Source organism: Arthrobacter sp. B3I4 (genome assembly GCF_030816855.1).
GTDB lineage: Bacteria > Actinomycetota > Actinomycetes > Actinomycetales > Micrococcaceae > Arthrobacter.
Genome location: NZ_JAUSYK010000001.1, coordinates 1,326,023 through 1,347,536 on the forward strand (window position 1 = coordinate 1,326,023; position 21,514 = coordinate 1,347,536).

The 21,514-nt window shown below is 66.8% G+C and carries 24 protein-coding genes; 17 read left to right on the plus strand and 7 right to left on the minus strand.

The window, feature by feature from the left end; all coding sequences use genetic code 11:
• The first annotated feature begins 50 nt into the window (after positions 1 to 50).
• The 7 genes from QFZ61_RS06245 (at position 51) to QFZ61_RS06275 (ending at position 6,201) form a co-directional block, all read left to right on the plus strand.
• A complete protein-coding gene (locus tag QFZ61_RS06245; protein ID WP_307034333.1) occupies positions 51 to 980 on the plus strand; it encodes a type IV toxin-antitoxin system AbiEi family antitoxin domain-containing protein in 930 nt (309 codons plus the stop codon).
• Between the two features lie 139 nt (positions 981 to 1,119).
• On the plus strand, positions 1,120 to 1,569 hold the full coding sequence (locus QFZ61_RS06250) for an SseB family protein (protein WP_307034335.1): 450 nt from the start codon (positions 1,120 to 1,122) through the stop codon (positions 1,567 to 1,569).
• A gap of 109 nt (positions 1,570 to 1,678) precedes the next feature.
• The gene (locus QFZ61_RS06255; RefSeq protein WP_307034337.1) at positions 1,679 to 2,707 is read left to right on the plus strand and encodes a Ppx/GppA phosphatase family protein; all 1,029 of its coding nucleotides are present in this window, start codon (positions 1,679 to 1,681) and stop codon (positions 2,705 to 2,707) included.
• Positions 2,708 to 2,792: 85 nt separating this feature from the next.
• Entirely contained in the window at positions 2,793 to 3,134 is a 342-nt protein-coding gene (locus QFZ61_RS06260; protein ID WP_307034339.1) for a YciI family protein, read from the plus strand.
• A gap of 12 nt (positions 3,135 to 3,146) precedes the next feature.
• The gene (locus QFZ61_RS06265) at positions 3,147 to 4,646 is read left to right on the plus strand and encodes an RNA polymerase sigma factor (RefSeq protein WP_307034341.1); all 1,500 of its coding nucleotides are present in this window, start codon (positions 3,147 to 3,149) and stop codon (positions 4,644 to 4,646) included.
• An 87-nt stretch (positions 4,647 to 4,733) separates the two neighbouring features.
• Positions 4,734 to 5,567: a pyrroline-5-carboxylate reductase gene (gene proC, locus QFZ61_RS06270; RefSeq protein WP_307034344.1), complete on the plus strand. Its 834-nt coding sequence runs from the start codon at positions 4,734 to 4,736 to the stop codon at positions 5,565 to 5,567.
• A 52-nt stretch (positions 5,568 to 5,619) separates the two neighbouring features.
• Positions 5,620 to 6,201, plus strand: coding sequence for an HhH-GPD-type base excision DNA repair protein (locus QFZ61_RS06275; RefSeq protein ID WP_307034346.1), 582 nt, complete (start codon positions 5,620 to 5,622; stop codon positions 6,199 to 6,201).
• Between the two features lie 62 nt (positions 6,202 to 6,263).
• Here the strand turns inward: QFZ61_RS06275 and QFZ61_RS06280 are convergent, their stop codons facing one another.
• Positions 6,264 to 6,902, minus strand: a complete 639-nt coding sequence (locus QFZ61_RS06280; protein ID WP_373427191.1) for a TrkA family potassium uptake protein — start codon at positions 6,900 to 6,902, stop codon at positions 6,264 to 6,266.
• 40 nt (positions 6,903 to 6,942) lie between these two features.
• Positions 6,943 to 8,376, minus strand: coding sequence for a TrkH family potassium uptake protein (locus QFZ61_RS06285; RefSeq protein WP_307034350.1), 1,434 nt, complete (start codon positions 8,374 to 8,376; stop codon positions 6,943 to 6,945).
• Positions 8,377 to 8,477: 101 nt separating this feature from the next.
• On the opposite strand from QFZ61_RS06285, the gene QFZ61_RS06290 reads away from it, so the two are divergent.
• The 3 genes from QFZ61_RS06290 (at position 8,478) to gdhA (ending at position 11,878) form a co-directional block, all read left to right on the plus strand.
• Positions 8,478 to 9,701 (plus strand): acetoin utilization protein AcuC, encoded by a 1,224-nt coding sequence (locus QFZ61_RS06290; protein WP_307034352.1) that lies wholly within the window; start codon positions 8,478 to 8,480, stop codon positions 9,699 to 9,701.
• Between the two features lie 88 nt (positions 9,702 to 9,789).
• Positions 9,790 to 10,365 (plus strand): helix-turn-helix transcriptional regulator, encoded by a 576-nt coding sequence (locus QFZ61_RS06295; protein WP_307034354.1) that lies wholly within the window; start codon positions 9,790 to 9,792, stop codon positions 10,363 to 10,365.
• Positions 10,366 to 10,540: 175 nt separating this feature from the next.
• Positions 10,541 to 11,878 carry an NADP-specific glutamate dehydrogenase gene (gdhA, locus tag QFZ61_RS06300; protein WP_307034355.1) on the plus strand — a complete coding sequence of 446 codons (1,338 nt, stop codon included), beginning with the start codon at positions 10,541 to 10,543 and terminating at the stop codon, positions 11,876 to 11,878.
• A gap of 105 nt (positions 11,879 to 11,983) precedes the next feature.
• On the opposite strand, the gene QFZ61_RS06305 is transcribed toward gdhA, so the two are convergent.
• Positions 11,984 to 13,330 (minus strand): alpha-hydroxy acid oxidase, encoded by a 1,347-nt coding sequence (locus QFZ61_RS06305; protein WP_307038031.1) that lies wholly within the window; start codon positions 13,328 to 13,330, stop codon positions 11,984 to 11,986.
• A gap of 321 nt (positions 13,331 to 13,651) precedes the next feature.
• Here QFZ61_RS06305 and QFZ61_RS06310 point away from each other — a divergent pair, with 321 nt between their 5' ends.
• The 3 genes from QFZ61_RS06310 to QFZ61_RS06320 all read left to right on the plus strand — a co-directional run bounded on the left by QFZ61_RS06310 (position 13,652) and on the right by QFZ61_RS06320 (position 15,457).
• Positions 13,652 to 14,764 carry a 3-deoxy-7-phosphoheptulonate synthase gene (locus QFZ61_RS06310; protein WP_307034357.1) on the plus strand — a complete coding sequence of 371 codons (1,113 nt, stop codon included), beginning with the start codon at positions 13,652 to 13,654 and terminating at the stop codon, positions 14,762 to 14,764.
• Positions 14,765 to 14,955: 191 nt separating this feature from the next.
• Complete coding sequence (locus QFZ61_RS06315) at positions 14,956 to 15,168, plus strand: helix-turn-helix domain-containing protein (protein ID WP_307034359.1); 213 nt, start codon at positions 14,956 to 14,958, stop codon at positions 15,166 to 15,168.
• Positions 15,169 to 15,358: 190 nt separating this feature from the next.
• On the plus strand, positions 15,359 to 15,457 hold the full coding sequence (locus tag QFZ61_RS06320; RefSeq protein WP_003792170.1) for a 30S ribosomal protein bS22: 99 nt from the start codon (positions 15,359 to 15,361) through the stop codon (positions 15,455 to 15,457).
• A gap of 132 nt (positions 15,458 to 15,589) precedes the next feature.
• On the opposite strand, the gene QFZ61_RS06325 is transcribed toward QFZ61_RS06320, so the two are convergent.
• Positions 15,590 to 16,408 carry an HAD family phosphatase gene (locus QFZ61_RS06325; RefSeq protein WP_307034361.1) on the minus strand — a complete coding sequence of 273 codons (819 nt, stop codon included), beginning with the start codon at positions 16,406 to 16,408 and terminating at the stop codon, positions 15,590 to 15,592.
• Between the two features lie 118 nt (positions 16,409 to 16,526).
• Between QFZ61_RS06325 and QFZ61_RS06330 the strand changes: the two genes are divergently transcribed.
• Positions 16,527 to 16,799, plus strand: coding sequence for a glutaredoxin family protein (locus QFZ61_RS06330; protein ID WP_307034364.1), 273 nt, complete (start codon positions 16,527 to 16,529; stop codon positions 16,797 to 16,799).
• Between the two features lie 115 nt (positions 16,800 to 16,914).
• A complete protein-coding gene (locus tag QFZ61_RS06335; protein WP_307034366.1) occupies positions 16,915 to 17,610 on the plus strand; it encodes a redox-sensing transcriptional repressor Rex in 696 nt (231 codons plus the stop codon).
• 49 nt (positions 17,611 to 17,659) lie between these two features.
• Here QFZ61_RS06335 and QFZ61_RS06340 read toward each other — a convergent pair whose 3' ends face one another.
• The 3 genes from QFZ61_RS06340 to QFZ61_RS06350 form a co-directional block, all read right to left on the minus strand.
• The gene (locus QFZ61_RS06340) at positions 17,660 to 18,517 is read right to left on the minus strand and encodes a hypothetical protein (RefSeq protein ID WP_307034369.1); all 858 of its coding nucleotides are present in this window, start codon (positions 18,515 to 18,517) and stop codon (positions 17,660 to 17,662) included.
• A gap of 225 nt (positions 18,518 to 18,742) precedes the next feature.
• On the minus strand, positions 18,743 to 19,291 hold the full coding sequence (locus QFZ61_RS06345; protein WP_307034371.1) for a hypothetical protein: 549 nt from the start codon (positions 19,289 to 19,291) through the stop codon (positions 18,743 to 18,745).
• A gap of 172 nt (positions 19,292 to 19,463) precedes the next feature.
• The gene (locus tag QFZ61_RS06350) at positions 19,464 to 20,012 is read right to left on the minus strand and encodes a YceI family protein (protein ID WP_307034372.1); all 549 of its coding nucleotides are present in this window, start codon (positions 20,010 to 20,012) and stop codon (positions 19,464 to 19,466) included.
• A gap of 207 nt (positions 20,013 to 20,219) precedes the next feature.
• On the opposite strand from QFZ61_RS06350, the gene QFZ61_RS06355 reads away from it, so the two are divergent.
• The gene (locus QFZ61_RS06355; RefSeq protein ID WP_307034374.1) at positions 20,220 to 20,885 is read left to right on the plus strand and encodes a histidine phosphatase family protein; all 666 of its coding nucleotides are present in this window, start codon (positions 20,220 to 20,222) and stop codon (positions 20,883 to 20,885) included.
• A 2-nt stretch (positions 20,886 to 20,887) separates the two neighbouring features.
• Entirely contained in the window at positions 20,888 to 21,511 is a 624-nt protein-coding gene (locus tag QFZ61_RS06360; protein WP_307034376.1) for a TlpA disulfide reductase family protein, read from the plus strand.
• The last annotated feature ends 3 nt before the right edge of the window (positions 21,512 to 21,514 follow it).

Sequence of the window (21,514 nt, forward strand, 5' to 3'; positions counted from 1 at the left end):
AGCCGGCAGAGGGCTGCTGAAGAACCACGCTCAGGAGCGAGGCTGGCGGCATGGACTCAACACCGGGCCGCATGCTGCCAGAAGCTGGTGTCCTGTGGCGCACAGAGGAACTGCTCGACCGAGGCTTCTCCGCCCGCCAGATTCGGCAGCTGTCCGAGGCGGGAGCCGTCCTGCGGCTGCGCCGCGGGTGCTACGTCCGGGGCAGCTACTGGGCAACCCTTGGTAAGGACGCGGCCTCGCGATGCCGGATAGAAGCGTACGCCCACCGGACCTTGGCCAGTTCGACCGGGTCCTACGTGTTCAGCCACACCACGGCCGCCCGGCTGCACCGGCTCTTTTTGTGGCAGGTGGACAACACGATCCACCTCACGATGCCATTCCTTCCCTCATCCGGAAGCCACGCCCGCGACGTGAAAACGCACACCCGGTCGCTGGCGGCCGACGACATCGTGGAGGTGGAAGGCCACCGCGTCACCTCACTGGAGCGTTCCGCCGTCGACAGTTGCCTCATCTTGAACTATTCGCAGGGCCTGATCCTGATGGACCACGCCCTCCGCCTCGGTGCCGGCCGAAGGGCCCTTGAGTTGCAGTGCACGCGGCTCTGCGGAACATCCGGCGTGGCAACGCTGAGGAAGGTTCTGGCCCACGCGGATCCGCTCTCCGAGTCTCCTGGTGAAACGCTCGCCCGGGACTTCATCCGGCGGGTACGGCTGCCTGCACCAGTGTTGCAGTTTGAGGTCCGGAGCCGGCTCGGCACCAGCCGGCTTGATTTCGCCTGGCCGGAGCGGCGGGTGGCTCTGGAGTTCGACGGGCGGATCAAATACTTCGACTACGCACCGACTGCCGAGGTTATCTTCGCAGAGCGGCAACGGGAGAAAGCGCTGACTGAGCTGGGCTGGAGATTCCTTCGGATCGAGTGGCGGGACCTTTTCCGCGAGCGGGAGCTGAAAGCAAGGTTGATCAAGGCGCTGGAGCAATGAACCTCGGCCGGCTCGCGGGTTACGGGCCGGCTCGCTGTCTGCAAACAGCGACGGCGGACCGAACCCGCGAGCGGGCGGCCGGGCAGCGGTATAGGTTCCGGGAATTGCGCCCGGCCCGGGGACATGATCGAGTAGGAACATGACTGAACAGCCCGCACCGATGGATTCCCAGCCGCTCAACGACCTCGAAGAGAAGCTTTCCCGGGGGGAAGAACCGGACGCCAACCCGGTGGACGTCGTCTTGTCCTTCCTCAACAACGAGGTCTACATCATCAGCTCCGAGACGGTCGACGGCCCGGATTCCCAGGTTGAGCCGCTGGTGCTCGCGAACGCCGCCGGCAAGCCCGTCCTGGCTGTCTTTTCACATCCCAGCCGTGTCGCTGAGCAGTACCTCGCGGCGGCCCCTAACGTGCTGGGGACGCAGGGCGCGGCGATCCTCGGCAACCTTGGCGATGAACTCGGCATGGTGATCAACCCCGGCGCGGCCTTCGGCTTTGAGATCGACCCGGAGGGCGTGGCCAACATCCGCCGTGACTTCAAGCCCGCCGACGAGGATCCGAACACACCGCAGGGCGGCACCCAGGCCTAGCGCTCCCGACCGCTAAGTTCCGGTCCGTTCCGGATTCGCGCCCCGGCAGGCCTCCGCCCGCTGCGGCTCCGTTAGGCGGCCCGGGGAAGCGGAGGGAATAATGGGCCCTATGCGTCTAGGTGTCCTTGATATCGGCTCAAATACCGTCCACCTCCTCCTGGTGGACGCCCATCCCGGCGCGCGCCCTGTGCCGTTCGCCTCGCACAAACGGCCGCTGTCCCTGGTGCAGTTCCTCGACAGCGACGGGAGCATCAACGACGCCGGCCAGCACGAACTGATCGAATTCGTCCTGGAGGCGTGGGAGTTCGCCGCCAGGCACAAAGCCGAGGACCTGCTCGCGTTCTGCACCTCGGCCATCCGTGAGGCGACCAACGGCCCTGCCGTCCTGGCCCGGGTCAAACACGAGACCACCGTGACACTCCGGGAGCTGAGCGGCAGCGAGGAGGCCTCGATGACGTTCTTCGCGGTCCGCCGCTGGTACGGCTGGGGCGCGGGCCCCGTGCTGAACCTCGACATCGGCGGCGGTTCCTTCGAAATGGCCTACGGGGAGGACGAACTCCCGCAACTGGCGACATCGGTTCCGCTGGGAGCCAGCCGGCTTACCCGGGACTGGCTCCAGGAGGACCCGCCGTCGGCCCGAAGCGTCAAGGAGCTGCGGCGCTACATCCGGGCCACACTCAAACCGGTGGTACGGAACTTCGAGAGCCTCGGGAAGGCCAACCACGTGGCCGGGACTTCCAAGACCTTCCGGTCGCTGGCCCGGATCGCGGGAGCCGCGCCCAGCGGCGCCGGGCCCTACGTCCGGCGGGAACTGCACGCCACGGACCTGGGGTTGTGGGCCCAGCGCATCTCGGCGATGGAGGTGGAGGACCGGCTCAACCTTCCCGGTGTTTCCGAGGCCCGCGCCCCCCAGCTGCTGGCCGGGGCGCTGGTGGCCGAGGCTGCTCTTGAGATGTTCGAATTTCCCAGCCTGGAGATCTGCCCGTGGGCGCTCCGAGAGGGCCTGATCCTCCGCCGCCTTGACCAGCTTGTCTCCGAGGGGCCGCTGCAGCCCGCACCCCACGTCACCGCCGCCCGCCAGGCGGAAGCTTCGCCGCCCGGTGGGGCGCACGGGGCAGAGGAAGCGGTCGTGAGCTAAAGGGTGTCGATCCCGGCGTGCGCCGTTCGTCTAGAAGGTGAGAGGCCGGTAAAGGATCGGCCCGATCGTCAAGGAGGACAGCACCATGGCACAGTACCTGCTCAGCATCTACCAACCTGTCGGCCCGGCCCCGGCCCCGGAGGTCCTGGAACCGATCATGCGGGACCTTGAGGCGCTCAACCGCGACATGAAGGCGGCTGGGGCCTGGGTGTTCACCGCCGGCCTTCATCCGACCGACACTGCCACCGTGGTCCGGCAGCAGGGTACCGACGTTCTCGTCACGGACGGCCCCTTCGCCGAAGCGAAGGAGCACCTCGGAGGCTTCACTGTCATCGACGCGCCGGACCTTGACGCTGCGCTGGGCTGGGCAGAACGGCTCGCGCGGGCCACCACGCTTCCCATCGAAATTCGGCCCCTCCAGCACTAGGCGCCACCGGACATGGACCGCGAAGCCGCCGCAGCCCGGCCGCCGGAGCCCTCCGGGTCTTCCGCCGAAGGCCGCGGGGCCTCCGCGGCCGCGCCGCCGGAGCCGGAGATTGGGCGGGTCTTCCGGCATGAGTACGGGCGCGCAGTCGCCGTCCTGACCCGCGTCCTCGGCGACATCGACGCCGCCGAGGACGCTGTCCAAGACGCTTTCACCCAGGCTGTCGCGCGCTGGCCGGCTACGGGTCTGCCGCCCAATCCGGCAGCCTGGATCCTCACCACAGCGCGAAACCGGGCGATTGACCGGGTGCGCCGGGAGTCCCAGCGCGCGGACAAGCAGCACAAGGCATGGCGGCTGCAGGACGCCGGCTCCCCGGCAACAGCGACGCCGGAGGAACACGTTCTTGCCGCTATCTCCAAGGAGGGAACCGTGGACGATGACCGGCTGCGCCTGATCTTCACCTGCTGCCACCCGGCGTTGGCCCTCGAGGCGCGGGTGGCGCTGACGCTGCGGCTGCTGGGCGGACTGACGACGGCGGAAATCGCGCGGGCATTCCTCGTTCCGGACGCCACGATGGCCCAGCGGCTGGTCCGGGCGAAAGCCAAAATCCGCGACGCCCGGATCCCGTACCGGGTTCCGACGGGCGCAGACCTCCCGGACCGCCTGCCAGCGGTGCTCGCAGTGGTCTACCTGATCTTCAACCAGGGCTACGGTTCGAATCCCGGCGGTGAGGCGCCTGCCGGGGACCTCTGCAGCGAAGCGATCCGGCTTGGACGGCTGCTGGCGGCCCTGATGCCCGACGAACCAGAGGTAACAGGCCTGCTGGCCCTGATGCTGCTCACCGAGTCACGGCGTGAAGCGCGCGGAGCCGGCGGCGGACCGGTGCTGCTCGCGGAACAGGACCGCAGCCGCTGGGACGCCGGCATGGTGACTGAAGGCCAGGAGCTGGTGCACCGATGCCTGCGCCGGAACCAACCCGGTCCCTACCAGTTGCAGGCTGCAATTAATGCCGTGCACAGCGACGCGCCCGAGGCAGCAGCAACCGACTGGGGACAGATCCTGCGGCTCTACGACCAGCTGCTCGGGATAGCGCCCGGTCCGGTGGTGGCCCTGAACCGGGCGGTGGCGCTCGCCGAAGTGGAGGGCCCGGCCGCCGGACTCCGCGCCGTCGACACGCTGCCGCTCGAAAACTACTATCTGTTCCACGCCGTCCGTGCCGACTTCCTGGTCCGGCTCGGCCGCCGCGGCGACGCCGCAGCTGCCTATGAGGCTGCCTTGGGTCTGGCCGTCAGCGCATCGGACCGGACATTCCTGGCCGCCCGCCTAGCTGGCCACCCGCGGGGACCCGGGCGTGCAAGCCGCGGACCAAGGCACCTGAGCCCGAAGGGACAAAGCGGGTTAACGGCGAAGGCACCGGCCGTCCGTTGCGGGAAAATGGGGGAAACCCGCGCAGACGACCGGTGCCGGGCAGGCATCCGCATGCCTGCTTCATCACTCGCACCCTCAATGAGGTAGTACCTACGCTAGTCATCGAGGTTGGGAGCAACCTGCGCTGAACATGTGAGCTGGCTGTGAATCGCAACGGACTGCAATGATGGGAACATGAGCAACCGAATCGCATTCCTGGGCTGTGGGTCGATGAACGAGGCAATTCTGGGCGGCATGATCGCCGGCGGGACGGAGCCGGCGGACATCGTCGCTACCGTCCGGCGGGCCGAGCGGGCCGCGGAACTGGCCGAACGCCACCATGGCATCACCGCGATTGCCGGTGAGGAGGAGCCGGAAAACAACGTGCAGGCCGCCACCGGCGCCGCCGTCGTGATCCTCGGCGTCAAACCTGTCGGGATCGCCGACCTGGCCCGCGAAATCAGCGGGGCCCTTTCGCCGGACACCATCGTCGTCAGCGTCGCCGCGGCAGTGTCGCTGGAGCAGCTGGAAGGGGCGCTTCCGGCCGGGCAGCCGGTGATCCGCTCCATGCCAAACACCCCCGCCAAACTGGGCCGCGGCGTCGTGTCCGTCTCCGCCGGAAAGCACTGCTCGGCTGAACAGCTGCAACAGGCCAAAGACATCTTCGCTGCCGTGGGCACCGTCGTCGAGATCCCCGAAGAACAGGTGGACGCCCTGTCGGCGATCAGCGGTTCCGGCCCCGCGTACGTCTTTTACCTGGCCGAGGCGATGGCGTCGGCCGGCGTGGAGCTGGGCCTCGACCCCGAGCTTTCCCTGCTGCTCGCGCGGGAGACCGTCGCCGGCGCCGGGCTCATGCTCGCCGAGCCGGGAGCCGATCCGGCAGCGTTGCGCAAGGCGGTTACCAGCCCCAACGGCACCACCGAACGGGCGCTCGCCACCTTCGACGAACGCAGCCTTCCCGCGATCCTTGCGGCGGGCGCGCGCTCCGCGGCCGAACGCGCCGCGGAAATCACCAAGCAACTCGGCTAGCCGGACGCCGGAAGCCACGACGCCGCCATAACCCGGTGGCAGGATAGGACCCATGGAACTGCACATCACAGGGGACCCCGCGGCGGACAGGCTTCTGAGCGAGGATGCCTTTGCCCTGCTCACCGGCATGCTGCTGGACCAGCAGGTGACCATGGAATCGGCCTTCGCCGGTCCGGAAAAGATCCGCGCGCGCATCGGATCCCTGGAGCCGGCCGCGATTGCCGATTACGATCCGCAGGATTTCGTCGAAATGTTTAAGGAGCGCCCCGCCGTCCACCGGTTCCCCGGATCCATGGCCGGCCGCGTCCAGACCCTTGCGGAAACGGTACGCAGTGACTGGAACGGTGATGCCACTGCGATCTGGACGAAGGGCGGCCCTGACGGGCAGGAGGTGCTGCGCCGGCTTAAGGCGCTACCGGGATTCGGCGAGCAAAAGGCGAAGATTTTCCTGGCCCTGCTCGGAAAGCAGTGCGGTCTCACGGCCGAAGGCTGGCGTGAGGCCGCGGGCCACTATGGCGAGGAGAACGCCTTCCTGTCCGTGGCCGACATCGTGGACCCGGAGTCGCTGGCAAAGGTGCGGGCCAGCAAGCAAGCGGCCAAGGCCGCCGCAAAAGCGGCCAAGACCGCGGACTGATTCGTGGACGCCCCTGCACCCCGTGCTGGGGCGCTAATCCTCGCGGTGCCCGCAGGTAGGCCCTAAGGCCGCGCGGCGAACCGTTCCAGCAGGTCAACGTGGCCGGAGACGATGAGCATGTCCCGCGCGGACACCTTCGTTTCCGGGCGGGCGTAGGTGAAGTCCTCACCGGGGGACTTGACGCCGACAATCGTGACGCCGTATTTCGAGCGCACCTTGGATTCGTCGAGGGTGAAGCCCACAGTCTCGCGCGGCGGGTACATCTTCACGATCGCGAAGTCGTCGTCGAACTCGATGAAATCCAGCATGCGCCCGGAAACGAGGTGCGCGGCCCGGACACCGGCGTCGGCCTCAGGGTAAATGACGTGGTTGGCGCCGATCCGGGTCAGGATCTTGCCGTGCGAGGGGGTGATCGCCTTGACCCAGAGGTGTTCGATGCCGAGGTCCACCAGGTTCACGGTGATCAGGACCGAGGACTCGATGGAGGTTCCGACCCCGACGACGGCGGAGCTGAACTCCTGCGCGCCGAGCTGGCGCAGGGCGTCGATGTTGGTCGCGTCGGCCTCGACCACGTGGGTGAGTACACCGGCCCACTTCTGCACGAGGTTCCGGTCGCGTTCGATCGCCAGCACCTCGCGGCCCTGCTTGACCAGCTGTTCGGCGGTGGACGCGCCGAAGCGGCCCAGCCCGATCACCAGCACGGGCGCGTTGTGGGCGGGACGGTTGACGGCGCCTGAGGAACTAGCCAATGATCGGTCTCTCTTCCGGGTAGTGGTACAGCTGGCTGCGCTGGCGCAAGGCCAGCCCAGCGGCGAGGGTGACGGTGCCGACGCGGCCGGCAAACATCAATGCGGTGAGCACGTAGACCCCGTCGGGGGGCAGTTCCGCGGCCAGGTTGGTGCTCAGGCCCACCGTGGCGAAGGCGGAAATTGTCTCGAACAGCACCCGGTCCAGCGACGCTCCGCTGATCTGCAGCAGGAGCAGGGCCGACACCGCGACCAGCGTGGCCCCGGCGACGATGACGGAGATGGCCACCCGCATGGTTCCCTGCGGGATGGTGCGGCCGTAGATCTTGACGTCCGCGTCGCCGCGGGCTTCGGCGATGATAGCCAGGAACATCACCGCGATTGTGGTGACCTTGATGCCGCCGGCGGTCGACGCGGAGCCGCCGCCGGCGAACATCAACGCATCCGTGAGCAGCATGGTGGTGGAGTCCATGTGGTTCTGATCCACCAGGTTAAAGCCGCCCGAGCGGGTCATGACCGAAGCGAAGAGCGAGTGCGTGATTTTATCACCCAGGCTCATGCCGCCGATGGTACGCAGGTTGTCCCATTCCATCAGTCCCCAGAGCACCGCGCCGGCGGCCAGCAGGATCAATGAGACCTGGATGGTCAGCTTGGTGTGCAGGTTCCACTTTCGCCAGTTCAGCCCGTTTTGCTGCAGCACCATCACCACGGGGAAGCCCAGGCTGCCGAGGAAGACCCCTAGCATCAGCGGGATGAGGATCCACAGGTCGGTCTCGTAGGGGACGATGCCGTCCGAGTGCGGTGTGAAACCGGCGTTGTTGAACGAGGAGATCGCATAGAACACACCGTGCCAGACTGACTGGCCAACGCTTTCGCCCAGCGTCAGGAACCGCGGAATCATCACCAGGGCGAGGACCGCTTCGATCACCACGGAGGTGACGATGACGATCCGCAACAGAGCGCCGACCTCGCCGAGACGGCCGGCGTTGTTCATCGCCTCCTGAGCGATGAGTTTGCCGCGGACGCCGAGCTTCTTGCTCACCATCAGCGCCAGCAGCGAGGCCAGGGTCAGCGTGCCGAGCCCGCCGACAAAGATGCCGACCAAGATAACGAGTTGGCCGAAAAAGGACCAGTGCACCGCGGTGGACACGACAGTCAGCCCGGTCACGCACACGGCAGACACGGCGGTGAAGAGGGCCTGGTGCAGCGGCGTCACCTGCCCCGTGGCGGAGGACATCGGCAGCGACAGCAGGCCGGTAAAGATGAGGACCACGACGGCGAAGGCTGAGAGGGCGAGCCGCGCCGGGGAGGTGTTGGCGATGTTGTCGATGAAGTCACGCAGCCGGGTGAGGATCCACAGGCCCTCGCGCTCCGGCTGGCCGGGGTGCCAGCTGGCCGGGCTCGGTGACCTCGACTGGCTTTGCGTCATGGGTGACTTGTCCTCGGTTGAAACGGTGTCCTTCAGTAGTAAACCACTATATTCCGCGCAAGGACGGGGGAGAGGGCGTGCACTCCGGTAGCCTGTGACTGATGACCTTCCTGCCCGGACTCGTTCAAACCGCACTCCCGACGACGGTGGTGTGGGATCCGGCCATGACGGCGTACAACTTTGGCCACAGCCACCCGATGGCGCCGGAGCGGATGGAACTTACTGTCCGCCTGGCGGGGAGCCTGGGTCTGCTGGACCTGGACCACGTCACGGTGTCCGCCCCCTTGCTGGCTTCGGACGAGGAACTGGGCAGCGTGCACAGCGCGGAATACATCGCCGCCGTCCGCCGCGTCAGCGCCGCTCCGGATGCCCCGGACCTGGAACGCGGCCTCGGCACCGAAGACGACCCTGCCTTCGCCGGCATGCATGAGGCCAGCGCCCGGCTGGCGGGTGGTTCGCTGCTGGCGGCGGCAACGGTCCTCGACGGCAGCGCGGTCCGCGCCGTGAACTTCGGCGGCGGCATGCATCACGCCTCCCGGGAACGGGCCAGCGGCTTCTGCATCTATAACGACGCCGCGCTCGCGATCCAGCGGCTGCTCGACGGCGGCGTGCAGCGGGTGGCCTACATCGACGTCGACGCCCACCATGGCGACGGGACGCAGAGCATCTTCTGGAACGACCCGCGGGTGCTGACCATTTCCCTGCACGAGACCGGCCTGACCCTGTTCCCCGGTACGGGCTTCGCCAACGAAATTGGCGGCCCCGACGCCCTGGGCACTGCCGTCAACGTGGCACTCCCGCCCGGCACCGGCGACGCCGGCTGGCTGCGGGCCTTCCACGCCGTCGTTCCGCAGCTGGTGGGCGCCTTCGAACCGGAGGTCATCGTCAGCCAGCACGGTTGCGACTCCCACCGCCTTGACCCGCTCACCCACCTGAACATCAGCGTGGACGGCCAGCGCGAGGCGGCCACCGCGATTGGCAACCTCGCGGCCCGCTACTGCGAGAACCGCTGGATTTCCACCGGCGGCGGCGGGTACAACGTGATCACGGTGGTCCCGCGGTCCTGGAGCCACCTGATCGCGATCGCCGCCGGCCGCCCGGTTCCGCTGCGCACCCGGGTGCCGGACGACTGGCGGCAGTACGTGCATGAGAAGTACGGGGCGAAATACGGTGTGGAACCGCCCTTGGTGATGGGGGACGACGTTGACCTTTGGTGGCGGTCCTGGGAGGTCGGTTTCGACCCGAACGACGACGTCGACCGCACCGTGATGGCCACCCGTAAGGAGATCTTTCCGCTCTACGGGCTGGATCCCTGGTTCGATTGAGAGGCCGCTGGGGTGCGCGCCAGGTGGGGGCAGTGGCAGCCGCAATTAGTGGATGCCATCCGGCGTATATGTCGCTAGGGTGGAGGGCATGGTGACAGACGACGTATTTGCCGTCATTGCAGAGGCGACCCGGCGCGACATTCTGGTGTCCCTCCGCGACGGGGACAAGGCGGTGGGGGAGCTGGTCCAGGAGCTGGAAGCGAGTCAGCCCACCATCTCCAAGCACCTCAAGGTGCTGCGTGAAGCGGACTTGGTCAGCATGCGCGCCCAGGGCCAGAAGCGCTACTACGCCCTGAACCGTACGCCGCTGGCCGGCGTCGCAAGCTGGCTCGAGACGTTCGACGTCGGCCGCGCCGCCGAAGCGTCACCGCCGGCAGCCCCGGCACCCGCCCCGGCTGCTGCTGCACAGCCGGGCCCGCTCGCCGCGGCGGCTTCCCCTGCTTCCGGTGCCCTCCCAACTGCTGCCCCGGGAGCACCGATTGCCCCGTCCCGGACCGCCCCGGACCGTCCGGCACCCGGCGTGCTCAGCCCGGCCGTCGCCCTTCCCGTCGGCACCGCAGCCGAGGACAAGCGGCCGCAGCAGATCGGCCGCACAGTGGGCCGTGCCGCCACCCGCGCCGCGGACCTGCTGGCCAACCTGCCCAAGTTCGGGCGCAAGAAGTAACCCAACCACCTCGGCTTGGAGGTCATTTCTGCCGCGCGATACAACCTTCGGTGCGTGTCAGGTTGTTCTCACATGGCGGGCTTTTAGGCTCTGAAGTGGGAAAACCCCGGGAGCCGGTGCGACGATGTAGAAACGTAGTCGCACCCGATACCGGGTTCCACATGGAGGAGTTGCAATGGACGCACGGCTCGAAGGTATCCGCGACACTGTCCTGGCCCGGAACCCCGGTGAAGAGGAATTCCACCAGGCAGTTACCGAGGTCTTCGAAAGCCTGGGACCCGTGCACGACCGCCACCCGGAATTCCTTGAGGGCGCCGTCCTGGAAAGGCTCTGCGAACCGGAACGGCAGATAATTTTCCGGGTTCCCTGGATGGACGACGCCGGCCGGGTGCAGATCAACCGCGGTTTCCGGGTGGAGTTCAACTCGGCGCTGGGGCCCTTTAAGGGCGGCCTGCGGTTCCACCCGTCGGTGAACCTGGGCATCGTGAAGTTCCTTGGCTTCGAGCAGATCTTCAAAAATGCGCTCACCGGCATGCCGATCGGCGGCGGCAAGGGCGGCTCGGACTTCGACCCCCGCGGACGCTCGGATGCCGAGGTCATGCGCTTCTGCCAGTCCTTCATGACGGAGCTGTACCGGCATATCGGCGAGTACACCGACGTGCCGGCGGGGGACATCGGCGTCGGCGGCCGCGAAATCGGCTACCTTTTCGGACAGTACAAGCGGATCACCAACCGCTATGAATCGGGGGTCCTCACCGGCAAGGGCATTTCCTGGGGCGGTTCACTGGTGCGGCCGGAGGCCACGGGCTACGGCACCGTGATTTTCACCGAGGAGATGCTGAAGACCCGCGGGCAGTCCTTCGACGGCCAGCGGGTAGTGGTCTCCGGATCCGGGAATGTCGCCATCTATGCGATCGCCAAGGCGCAAGCACTCGGCGCGAGAGTCGTGGCGTGCTCCGATTCGGCCGGCTACATCGTGGACGAGGCGGGAATCGACCTTGAGCTGCTCCGCCAGATCAAAGAGGTGGAGCGCGGCCGGCTCAAGGAGTATGAGGCACGCCGCTCCGGCGTGGCCTACGTCGAGGGTGGCTCTGTCTGGGACGTAGAGGCGACGGTCGCGCTGCCGTGTGCGACGCAGAACGAGCTCGACGGCGATGCTGCAGAGCGGCTGGTCGGCAACGGGCTCGTGGCCGTGGGGGAAGGCGCCAACATGCCCTCCACCCGGGAGGCGGTCGCGGTGTTTCAGGCGGCCGGCGTCCTCTTCGGGCCGGGCAAGGCCGCCAACGCCGGCGGCGTCGCCACCTCTGCGCTGGAAATGCAGCAGAACGCCAGCCGTGACTCCTGGTCCTTCGCGCACACGGAAGAACGGCTCACCGAGATCATGGTCGGAATCCATGACAACTGTGCGGCCACCGCGGCGGAGTACGGAGACCCGGGGAACTACGTGCTGGGCGCGAACATCGGCGGCTTCGTGAAGGTGGCGGACGCGATGCTCGCCCAGGGCCTCATCTAGGGGCGCCATCATGCCCCCGCCGCGGGTTCCCCACGCCGAGTGGGCAGTTCGCGGCAATGTTTCCGGCGAACACTGCCGCAGCTGCGCACTCGGGGACCGCGGGGGTCAGTGCCCGAGCAGCCGGACGTGGTCCGGGTTGAGTTCCGAGATCCGGCTGACGCCCAGCAGCGCCATGGTGCGGCGCATGTCAGCTGCCAGGATCTCGATGGCCCGGTCGACCCCGGCCCGGCCGCCGGCCATGAGCCCGTACAGGTACGCGCGGCCGATCAGGGTGAAGTCCGCCCCCAGGGCCAGGGCCGCGATGATGTCCGCGCCGCTCATGATGCCGGTGTCGAGGATGACGGCCGCGTCGCTGTGGTCGGCTTTGAGTGCCGCGGATACTTCCGGGAGCAGGTGGAATGGAATGGGCGCCCGGTCCAGCTGGCGGCCGCCGTGGTTGGACAGCACCACGCCGTCGGCTCCGTGATCCGCGACCTTGCGTGCGTCATCGACGGTCTGGATGCCCTTCACCACGAGGTTGCCCTTCCACGTCTCGCGCAGCCAGTCGAGGTCCTCGAAGGTCAGGGTCGGGTCGAACATCGAGTTGATCAGGTCGGCCACGGTTCCGGTATAGCGCGAAAGCGACGCGAAGGTCAGCGGTTCGTGGGTGAGGAAGTTGAACCACCAGGCCGGCCGGTACGACGCGTCCAGCACGGTCTTCAGGGTCAGCGCCGGCGGGATGGTCATGCCGTTGCGGACGTCCCGGAGGCGGGCGCCGGCGACGGCGGTGTCCACCGTGACCATGAGGGTGTCGTTGCCGGCCTTCGCCGCGCGTTCGATCAGTTCAAGGGAGCGGTCCCGGTCGGTCCAAAGGTAGAGCTGGAACCAGTTCCGGCCCTCCGGTGCGGCGGCGGCGACGTCTTCGATGGAGGCGGTGCCCATGGTGGACAGCGTGTAGGGGATGCCGGCCGCCGCCGCGGCACCGGAACCGGCGTATTCACCCTCGGACTGCATCATCCGGGTGAAGCCGGTCGGTGCGATGCCAAAGGGCAGGCGGGCGGTTTTACCGAGGATTTCGACGCCGAGGTCCACGGCGGAGACGTCGCGCAGGATGCCGGGGCGGAACTCGATGTCCTGGAATGCCTGCCGTGCCCGGCGCAGGGTGATCTCTGCCTCCGCGGCTCCGTCGGTGTAATCGAACGGCGCCTTGGGCGTGCGCCGCTTGGCCATGTCCCGAAGATCCCAGATGGTGCTGGCGCGGCGCAGTCTGGCGTCCCGGCTGAACTCCGGCTTCTTGAACTGCATCAACGGCGCGAGATCGGCGTATTTGGGTACGCGGCGGCGGAGGGCGGCAGGCACGGGGCCGCTCCGGTCGGTGTCCGGCGCTGTCCCGGCGCGGCCGCCGGTTGCCGCCGCGGTGTCCTCCGGCGTCGTCGGAGCCTCGGGGTTTCCGGGATCGATGGTCTGCGTCATTGCTGCCTCCGGCATGTCTCATCTCGCACTCTTGTGGTCCAACCACACTGTAGAGCCGCGCTCCTACCGCATCAACTACCGCGCACCAGGTGGATTGTTACGCGGCCGCTTTGTTTTCGGACCTGCTGGCGGGCTATGGTCAGGGACATGACAAACCGTTGGTATGCGTATTTTTCGTTGGCTCTGGAGGGGCCCGCGTCTAACTGACACGCATCCAACACACCTTCAGAGCCAACAGGGCAGAGATCATTCTCTGCCCTTCGCCATTTCTCCGGCGGGTTCTGATCAGGGCCCGCTCCGCATCCCGGAACAGGACCCACGATGAGCATCGAAGCAGCCCCCGAGCGCCAGCACTCCACCTCCAACCTGCGGATCAGTGAATTCACCGCGCTGCCCACCCCTGAGGACATGATCGCGGAGCTTCCGCTGGATGCCCGGGGCTCCGACGTCGTCGGCCGCGGCCGGGACGAGGTCCGCGCCATCATGGACGGGCTTGATGACCGGCTTCTCGTGATCGTCGGCCCCTGCTCCATCCACGATCCCAAGGCGGGACTCGAATACGCCCGCCGGTTGGTCAGCCAGGCCGAGAAACACCGTGAAGACCTGCTCATCGTCATGCGCACCTACTTCGAGAAGCCGCGCACCACGGTCGGATGGAAAGGCCTGATCAACGACCCGAGGCTCGACGGCAGCCACGACATCGCCGCCGGTCTGCGCGCGGCGCGCCAGTTCCTGCGGCAGGTCACCGCGCTGGGTCTGCCCACCGCCACCGAGTTCCTGGAACCGATCAGTCCGCAATACATGGCTGACCTCGTTGCCTGGGGCGCCATCGGCGCGCGCACCACTGAAAGCCAGATCCACCGCCAGCTCGCCTCCGGGCTCTCCATGCCGATCGGCTTCAAGAACGGGACCGACGGAGGCCTGCAGGTGGCGCTTGATGCCTGCAGTGCGGCCGGGGCTGCGCAGGCGTTCCTGGGGATCGACGGCGGCGGGCGGGCCGCGCTGGTGAGCACCGCCGGTAATCCGGATACCCACGTAATCCTGCGTGGCGGAAGCCAGGGGCCTAACTTCGCCGCGGCGGATGTCGAAGCCGCCTCGGCCCGGCTCGCTGCCGGGCAGCTGAATCCGCGCCTGATCGTTGACGCGAGCCATGCCAACAGCGGCAAGAACCACCACCGGCAGGCGGAAGTTGCACTTGAGATCGGCGCGCAGCTGGAGAACGGCGGAGCGTCCGCCTCCGCCATTGCCGGCGTCATGCTGGAAAGCTTCCTGGTGGGCGGGGCGCAGTCGCTCGACGTCGCCGACCACGCTGCCGGAGTCGATGACCTGACGTACGGCCAGAGCGTCACCGATGCCTGCATGGACTGGGAGGTGACGTCCTCGCTCCTGGGCCAGCTGGCAGCTTCGGTGCGAGCCCGCCGGGCCCGGGGCTGACCTGCGCGCTGGCCGGCGGACGGTGGCGAAATCCTTGGGAAATCTTGAGCGTATTCCTGCGGAAACCTTTCACATTGGCACCACTAACCTCTAGAGTATCTAGCACATGGTTTGTTTGATGGCTCAGCATCGGCACACCGCCATGTCGATCAGACGGGGCAGCCGTTCGCTTGAGCAAAGGAATAAGGGAAATGTCTTCGGAGGCCAACTTTTCCAACGCGCGCTTCCTCACCGTGGCTGAGGTCGCGGAGGTCATGCGCGTATCTAAAATGACCGTGTATCGCCTGGTGCACTCCGGCGAAATGCCGGCGGTGCGTTTCGGCCGCTCCTACCGTGTTCCGGAAAGCGCCGTCGAGCAGTACCTCAAGGGCGCTGTCGTCGACGGTCGTTCCGAGACGGGCTGAGCCGTCCGGCGTACACCGGGTGAGCAGCAGATCCCCGGAGTCCCGCGGTCATGGTGTGCCCCCGAGAGGCGGTACCCTGTTAAGGAACGTTTTACGTCATTGTAAGAACCTGCCAGTTGTTCAGTCTGCAGCGTAGCCCGCGGACACTTCCCAACGGGCAGGTACTGCATCTAGCCGGTAAGGAACTTTCGTGGGTTCAGTTATTAAGAAGCGTCGCAAGCGTATGGCCAAGAAGAAGCACCGCAAGCTGCTTCGCAAGACGCGCCACCAGCGTCGCAACAAGAAGTAGAGATACTTCGCAAACGTCAATGCCCGTCGCCTTTCGGCGGCGGGCATTTTCTTTGCGCCGGATCCGGCAAAGTGCTGCCCTTTCGGATGGGGGCGTCCCGGACCGGGGTTCCCCGTACCGGGGTGTGTGCTTCTATAGGGTGGGGCCGCGGAAGCGGGAGAAGCCGCGCCAGAGACCGTAGACCGCCCCGCCGACGGTCGCAGCCTTGAGCCCCAGGGTCGCGGCCCTGCGGCCGGAGCGGAAGTCGTAAACCGGCCAGTTGCGGTCGCGGGCGTGGCGCCGCAACCGGGCATCGGGGTTGATTGCTACCGGGTGCCCGACCATGCTGAGCAGCGGGATGTCGTTGTGCGAGTCGCTGTACGCCCAGCACCGGCTCAGGTCCAGGCCTTCCCGCTCGGCGACGAGCCGCACTGCCACGGCCTTGGCCGGCCCGTGCAGGATTTCTCCCACCAGCCGTCCGGTGTAGGAGCCCTCGTGGATTTCACCCACTGTTCCGAGCGCACCGGTAAGGCCCAGCCGGGTGGAGATCACCGTGGCGACCTCGATCGGCGTGGCCGTGACGAGCCAGACCGGGCGGTCCATCCGCAAGTGCTGCTCGGCCAACGCCTTGGTCCCGGGCCAGATCCGGGACTCGATCATTTCGTCGTAGACCTCTTCGCCCAGGGCCTCGATGTCCTCGACGGTGAAGCCTGAGGCCAGGCTCAAGGCGGTGTCGCGGACGGCGTGGACGTCGTCGATGTTCTCACCGCGGCAGACGAACATCAGCTGCTTCCAGGCGAAGCCGGCTGCCTGGGGGATAGTGAACGCGCCGCGCTGGTGCATTTTCCGCGCGACATGGAACAGGCTGGCGCCCCTCATGAGGGTGTTGTCGACGTCGAAGAAGGCTGCTTCGCCGTGCTGCGGCGATGCAGCCGGCCGCGTGGCCACAGCGACGATCTTCTCCTCGGGCATGCCATGAGTCTAGTCAATGTCGGGGATCTCGGCGCGCAGTCCTGCCCCGCCGCACCGGAGCGAAAGGCGGGCCCGGACCGCGTCGACGCCGGGCCGCACTCCGGGCTACCGTGGTTGCATGCTCGAACCCGCTCGCCGTCCCGAGGTAGTCCTCATCACCAAAGCTGACTGCCACCTGTGTGCCGACGCGCGCGACGCCGTCGGACGCGTCACCGCTGCCTTCGGACTCGGGTGGTCCGAGCAGTCGATTGAAGACGACGACGGCCTGCGCGAGCGTTACGCGGAGGAGATTCCGGTGTTGCTGGTCGATGGCGTCCAGCGCGACTTTTGGCGGATCGATGAGGCACGGCTAACCCGAACCCTGCGGGGGCTCCTCGGCCAGCCGGACTGAGTGCGGCGCGCAGCCGCGGTGATCCGGGGCAGCTGCGGCTCGCCGGCTGCCGCTTTGTTGCCTGAACTTCAGTGGCCCTAGAGTGGGACCACAACGCGACGCAATGGAGCAGATAGTGACTTCGCTGGATTCTTCACCTGACGCCCTGCCGGGGGCGGCCGGCGCTGCCGCCAAACAGATCCCGCCAGCGGCCGTGGCCCGGCTGACGCTTTATCTGCGCGCCCTGACCACTTTGTTGGCGGAGGGGGTGGACCGGGTTTCCTCCGAATCCCTCGCCGAGGCGTCCGGCGTCAGCTCCTCCACCCTCCGCAAGGACCTCTCCTACGTCGGTTCCTATGGAACCAGGGGCGTCGGCTATGAAGTGCAGTACCTGAACCGACACATTGCCGCAGCCCTGGGCCTCACCCGCGACTGGAAGGTGGCGATTGTCGGCGCGGGAAACTTGGGAAAAGCGCTCGCGCGTTACGGCGGTTTCGAGTCGCGCGGCTTTGACATCGTGGCCATTCTCGACGCCGACCAGATGGTGGTGGGCAGCGAGGTGGGATGGCTGCGGGTCAGTGATGCCGCGGACCTTGAGGCGGTGCTGCACCGTACCCGCACCAATATGGTGGTGCTGGCCCTGCCGGCAGCTGCGGCGCAGGGCGTCTGCGACAGGGTGGTCGCGGCTGGGGTGCGGAGCATCCTTAGTTTCGCCCCGGTCATGCTGCAGGTGCCGTCCGATGTCAATCTCCGCAAGGTTGACATGGCCACCGAGCTGCAGATCCTGGCCTATCACGCGCAAAGGGCGCAGGACCCGGACGACGCCGACTAGCTTCAGTCGGCCGTTCCGGCTCCCGCGCCCTGCGCGGAGGCCCTTGTGATTACCGGCCGTAGGGGTTCTGTGCGTACGGGTTGGCGAACGGCTGCTTCCGGAAATAAGGCGCCACCGTCGGCAGGTAGGTGATAACGATGCCGGCGATGCCGAGGAGGACTGCCAAAGTGCCAAGGCTGAACGGGAAGAGGCTGAAGATGGAAAGGACGGCGAAGACCGTTCCCAGAATCCGGGCCCAGTTTTTGCCTTTACGCACGTTCAGCGCAACCAGTGCGTAGAGTCCGGCACTGATGACGGCGAAGGCGATAATGCTGCCGATGATCGCACCCTTGATGTCTTCGAAGCTGATGCTGGCACCGCTGGCGGTCATTTGCTGTTCGACCATGTCGCGCATAGCGGGAGTGTCTACGGTCCCGATTGCCAGCAAGAGGGAGACAATCCACACTGCACCCGACGCGACGAGCAACCAGAAAGCCGTGTTGAGCAGCTTCGGCATGCCGGATGAAGCCTCCGGCTGTCCTGAAGGGTACTGCGCGTAGGGGGAGGGGCCTTGGCCGTACTGGTTCTGCCCGTACACCGGCGGTTGCTGGCCGTATTGGTTCTGACCGTAGACCGGCGACTGCTGGCCGTACTGGGGAGCGTTCTGTCCGTAACCCGGCGACTGCTGGCCGTACTGGGGAGCGTTCTGTCCGTAACCCGGCGACTGCTGGCCGTACTGGGGAGCGTTCTGCCCGTAACCCGGCGACTGCTGGCCGTACTGGGGAGCGTTCTGCCCGTAACCCGGCGACTGCTGGCCGTACTGGGGAGCGTTCTGCCCATACTGGGGAGTGTTTTCACCGTACTGCGGAGCCTGCTTGCCCGACTCGGGTCCGTCCGGGTCGGAAGGCTCGACTGGCGGGTTACTCATGGCGGTCCTTTGGGTTGGATGACGGGATGGAACTACCGGGACCAGTTTTCCTAACCCTGCCCCCAGCGTGGTTAATCTCCACCGTACCCCGGCCCCGCGACGGTTTGGGGTATTCCGCCGGCGTATTCTCGGCATCACATCCCATACGCCGGTGAGGCTCGGCTGTGCCCCCTAGGCAGAGTCGGCAGGAAGTGCTGCCGCACGGCGGCGGCACTGGGTCAGCGACTAGAACCGGCGCTTAGCGGCGTCGAACCATGATTGTGCACTGGGCAGCCACATGAGCACGGTCGCGGCCAGACTAAGCACAAAACCGGGCCAGCTCCCGCCGCCCGCGAAGCCCGTGCCGAGGGCGGCGATCAGCAGGCTCACCCCGGCGGCGATGGTCAGGGCGAACCGGGCCCATTCCCAGCCCTCCTTCATCTTCATGGCGAGGATGATCTGGGCGGCGGCCAGGGCAAGGGCCACGAGTACCAGCAGGAGCAACAGGATGCCGGCGGGCGGCGACACCACAAACAGGACGAGCGCCCCGAACAGTCCAACCACACCCGCAAGCAGCCCCAGCAGGCCGCCGACGACCCAGATCCAATAGGAAACCCTGAGTCCGGTGGGCATGGCCGGGACGGAGAATATCTCTGAATAACCGCCCAGCGGCAGGGCCTCGCGGAAGTTCCGCGGGCGATCGTCCGGCCACGTGAAGCGGAACCGGCCCGGCCGGGCTCCCTGGCGGCCGGGACCGTGCTTGTCTGGCTCAGGAAGATCGCCGGTATTGCTCATAAATTTCACTTTAGACCGCCCTGCTGGCGGTTCCCCGGAGGCGCCGAGTCCCGGGCGCGCGTGGCGGCATTCGGGGATACAGCACGCTTGGGCGCCTTAGCCGATTGACCGTTAAAAACCAGTACCCGTGCCATCCGGGAATGGCACGGGTACTGGGTTTGTGCGGGACCGACTAGGCGGCGGGGGCGATGAACGCCAGCTCCAGGTTGATGGCAACCTTGTCGCTGACCAGCACGCCGCCGGTTTCCAGAACCGCGTTCCAGGTCAGGCCGAAGTCCTTGCGGCTGATGGTGGTCTCAGCGGTCAGGCCTGCGCGGGTGTTGCCGAACGGGTCAACGGCCACGCCGTTGAGTTCGGTTTCCAGCGCGACGGGACGGGTAATGCCCTTGATGGTCAGGTCGCCCTGGAGTTCGTAGGCGTCGCCCTTGGGAACGATGGCGTTGGAGACAAAGGAGATTTCCGGGAACTTCTCGACGTCGAAGAAGTCCTCGCCGCGGACGTGGCCGTCGCGGTTGGCATCGCCGGAATCGAAGCTGGCGGTCTTGATGGTGGCGTTGACCTTGGAGTCTTCGACGTTCTCCGCCAGTGCCAGGGTCGCGTCAGCTTCCTTGAACTGGCCGCGGACCTTGCTGATCCCTGCGTGGCGGACCGAGAAGCCGATCTCGCTGTGCGAGGCGTCGAGGGTCCAGGTACCGGTGGTGAGGTTAGCGGGAAGTGCCATGGTGATTCTCCTTGAATGGTTGTGGCTGGTTCGTCCGATCGCTGGTCGCGACCTCATTGGTTGAAGTCTCAACTAACTGCTGCATCCAGTATAAACATGCATTTGCATCTTTTATTCCACCGGCGGGGAACATTTCTGCAAAACGTGCAGTTCTACTTCTTGTAGAAGATTTCGTCATTGCCCCTGCCCTTTGAGAAACTGGTACACATGCCCCAAGCCACTGTTCATTTGCTCCGCCACGGCGAGGTCTACAACCCCGACGGCGTCCTGTACGGCCGGTTGCCTGAGTTTCACCTCTCCGAACTGGGCCGGCAGATGGCCGTGACGCTGGCCGAGCACTTCAGTGCCCGTGCTGCCCAGGGAGCGAACATCGTGCACCTGGCGGCGTCCCCGCTGACCCGCGCCCAGGAAACGGCCCGGCCGATCTCTGAGGCCCTCGGCCTTGAAATCGCCACCGAGGAGCGGATCATCGAGGCCGCCAACTACTTTGAGGGACTGCAGGTCTCCAGGGCCGAAATCTTCAAGCCGAAGCACTGGCCGATGCTGCGCAACCCGCTCCGTCCGTCCTGGGGCGAGCCCTACAAGGAGCAGGCCGCGCGGGTGGCAGCCGCAGTCCAGGACGCTCGCCTGCGGGCCATCGAACTCGGCGGCGAAGGCAGCGAAGCCATCCTGGTCAGCCACCAGCTGCCCATCTGGGCCACCCGGCTCAGCGCCGAAGGGAAGCCCCTGTGGCACGATCCGCGCAAACGCGAATGCACGCTGACCTCCGTGACCTCCCTGGTGTTCGACGACGCCGGATCGCTGTTGCGCGTGGACTACAGCGAGCCCGCGGCCGCCCTCCTGCCCGGCGCATCCAGCACGCCGGGAGCCTGACCATGTTCGAAACCGACCTACCGCTGAGCAGGCGGCGCCTCCTCACCGCCGGCGGCGCTGCCTTGGCTGCCGTGTTTGGACTGTCCGGCTGCGCCCAGGAGGACGATCTTGCCAAGCAGGCCAAAGCCGGGGACAACAAGAACTACGTTGCCGGCGACGGATCGGTCACGGAATTCGCCGTCGGTGACCGGAAGAAGCCCGTGGACATCAAGGGGACGCTGTTCGACGGCACGCCCGTCACGGCGTCGGACTTCCAGGGCAAGGTGACCGTACTTAACTTCTGGTTCGCCGCCTGTGCCCCGTGCCGGGTCGAGGCGCCGTCGCTGGAGGCCCTGCACCAGGAGTTCAAGGGCCAGGGCGTCCAGTTCTACGGCGTCAACCTGCGCGATGAGAAGGCGACGGCGGACGCGTTCGACAAGACCTTCAACCTGACCTACCCGAGCTTCAACGACAAGGACGGGGCAGTGCTGCTGGCCGTATCCGGGCTGGTGCCGCCGGGTGCTGTCCCCACCACGCTGGTGCTCGACAAACAGGGCCGGGTCGCGTCCAGGGTCCTCGGTGAAATCCAGAAGGGCACTCTGAAGTCCCTCATCGCCTCCGCCGTGGCCGAGCAGCCGAGTAGCTGACGC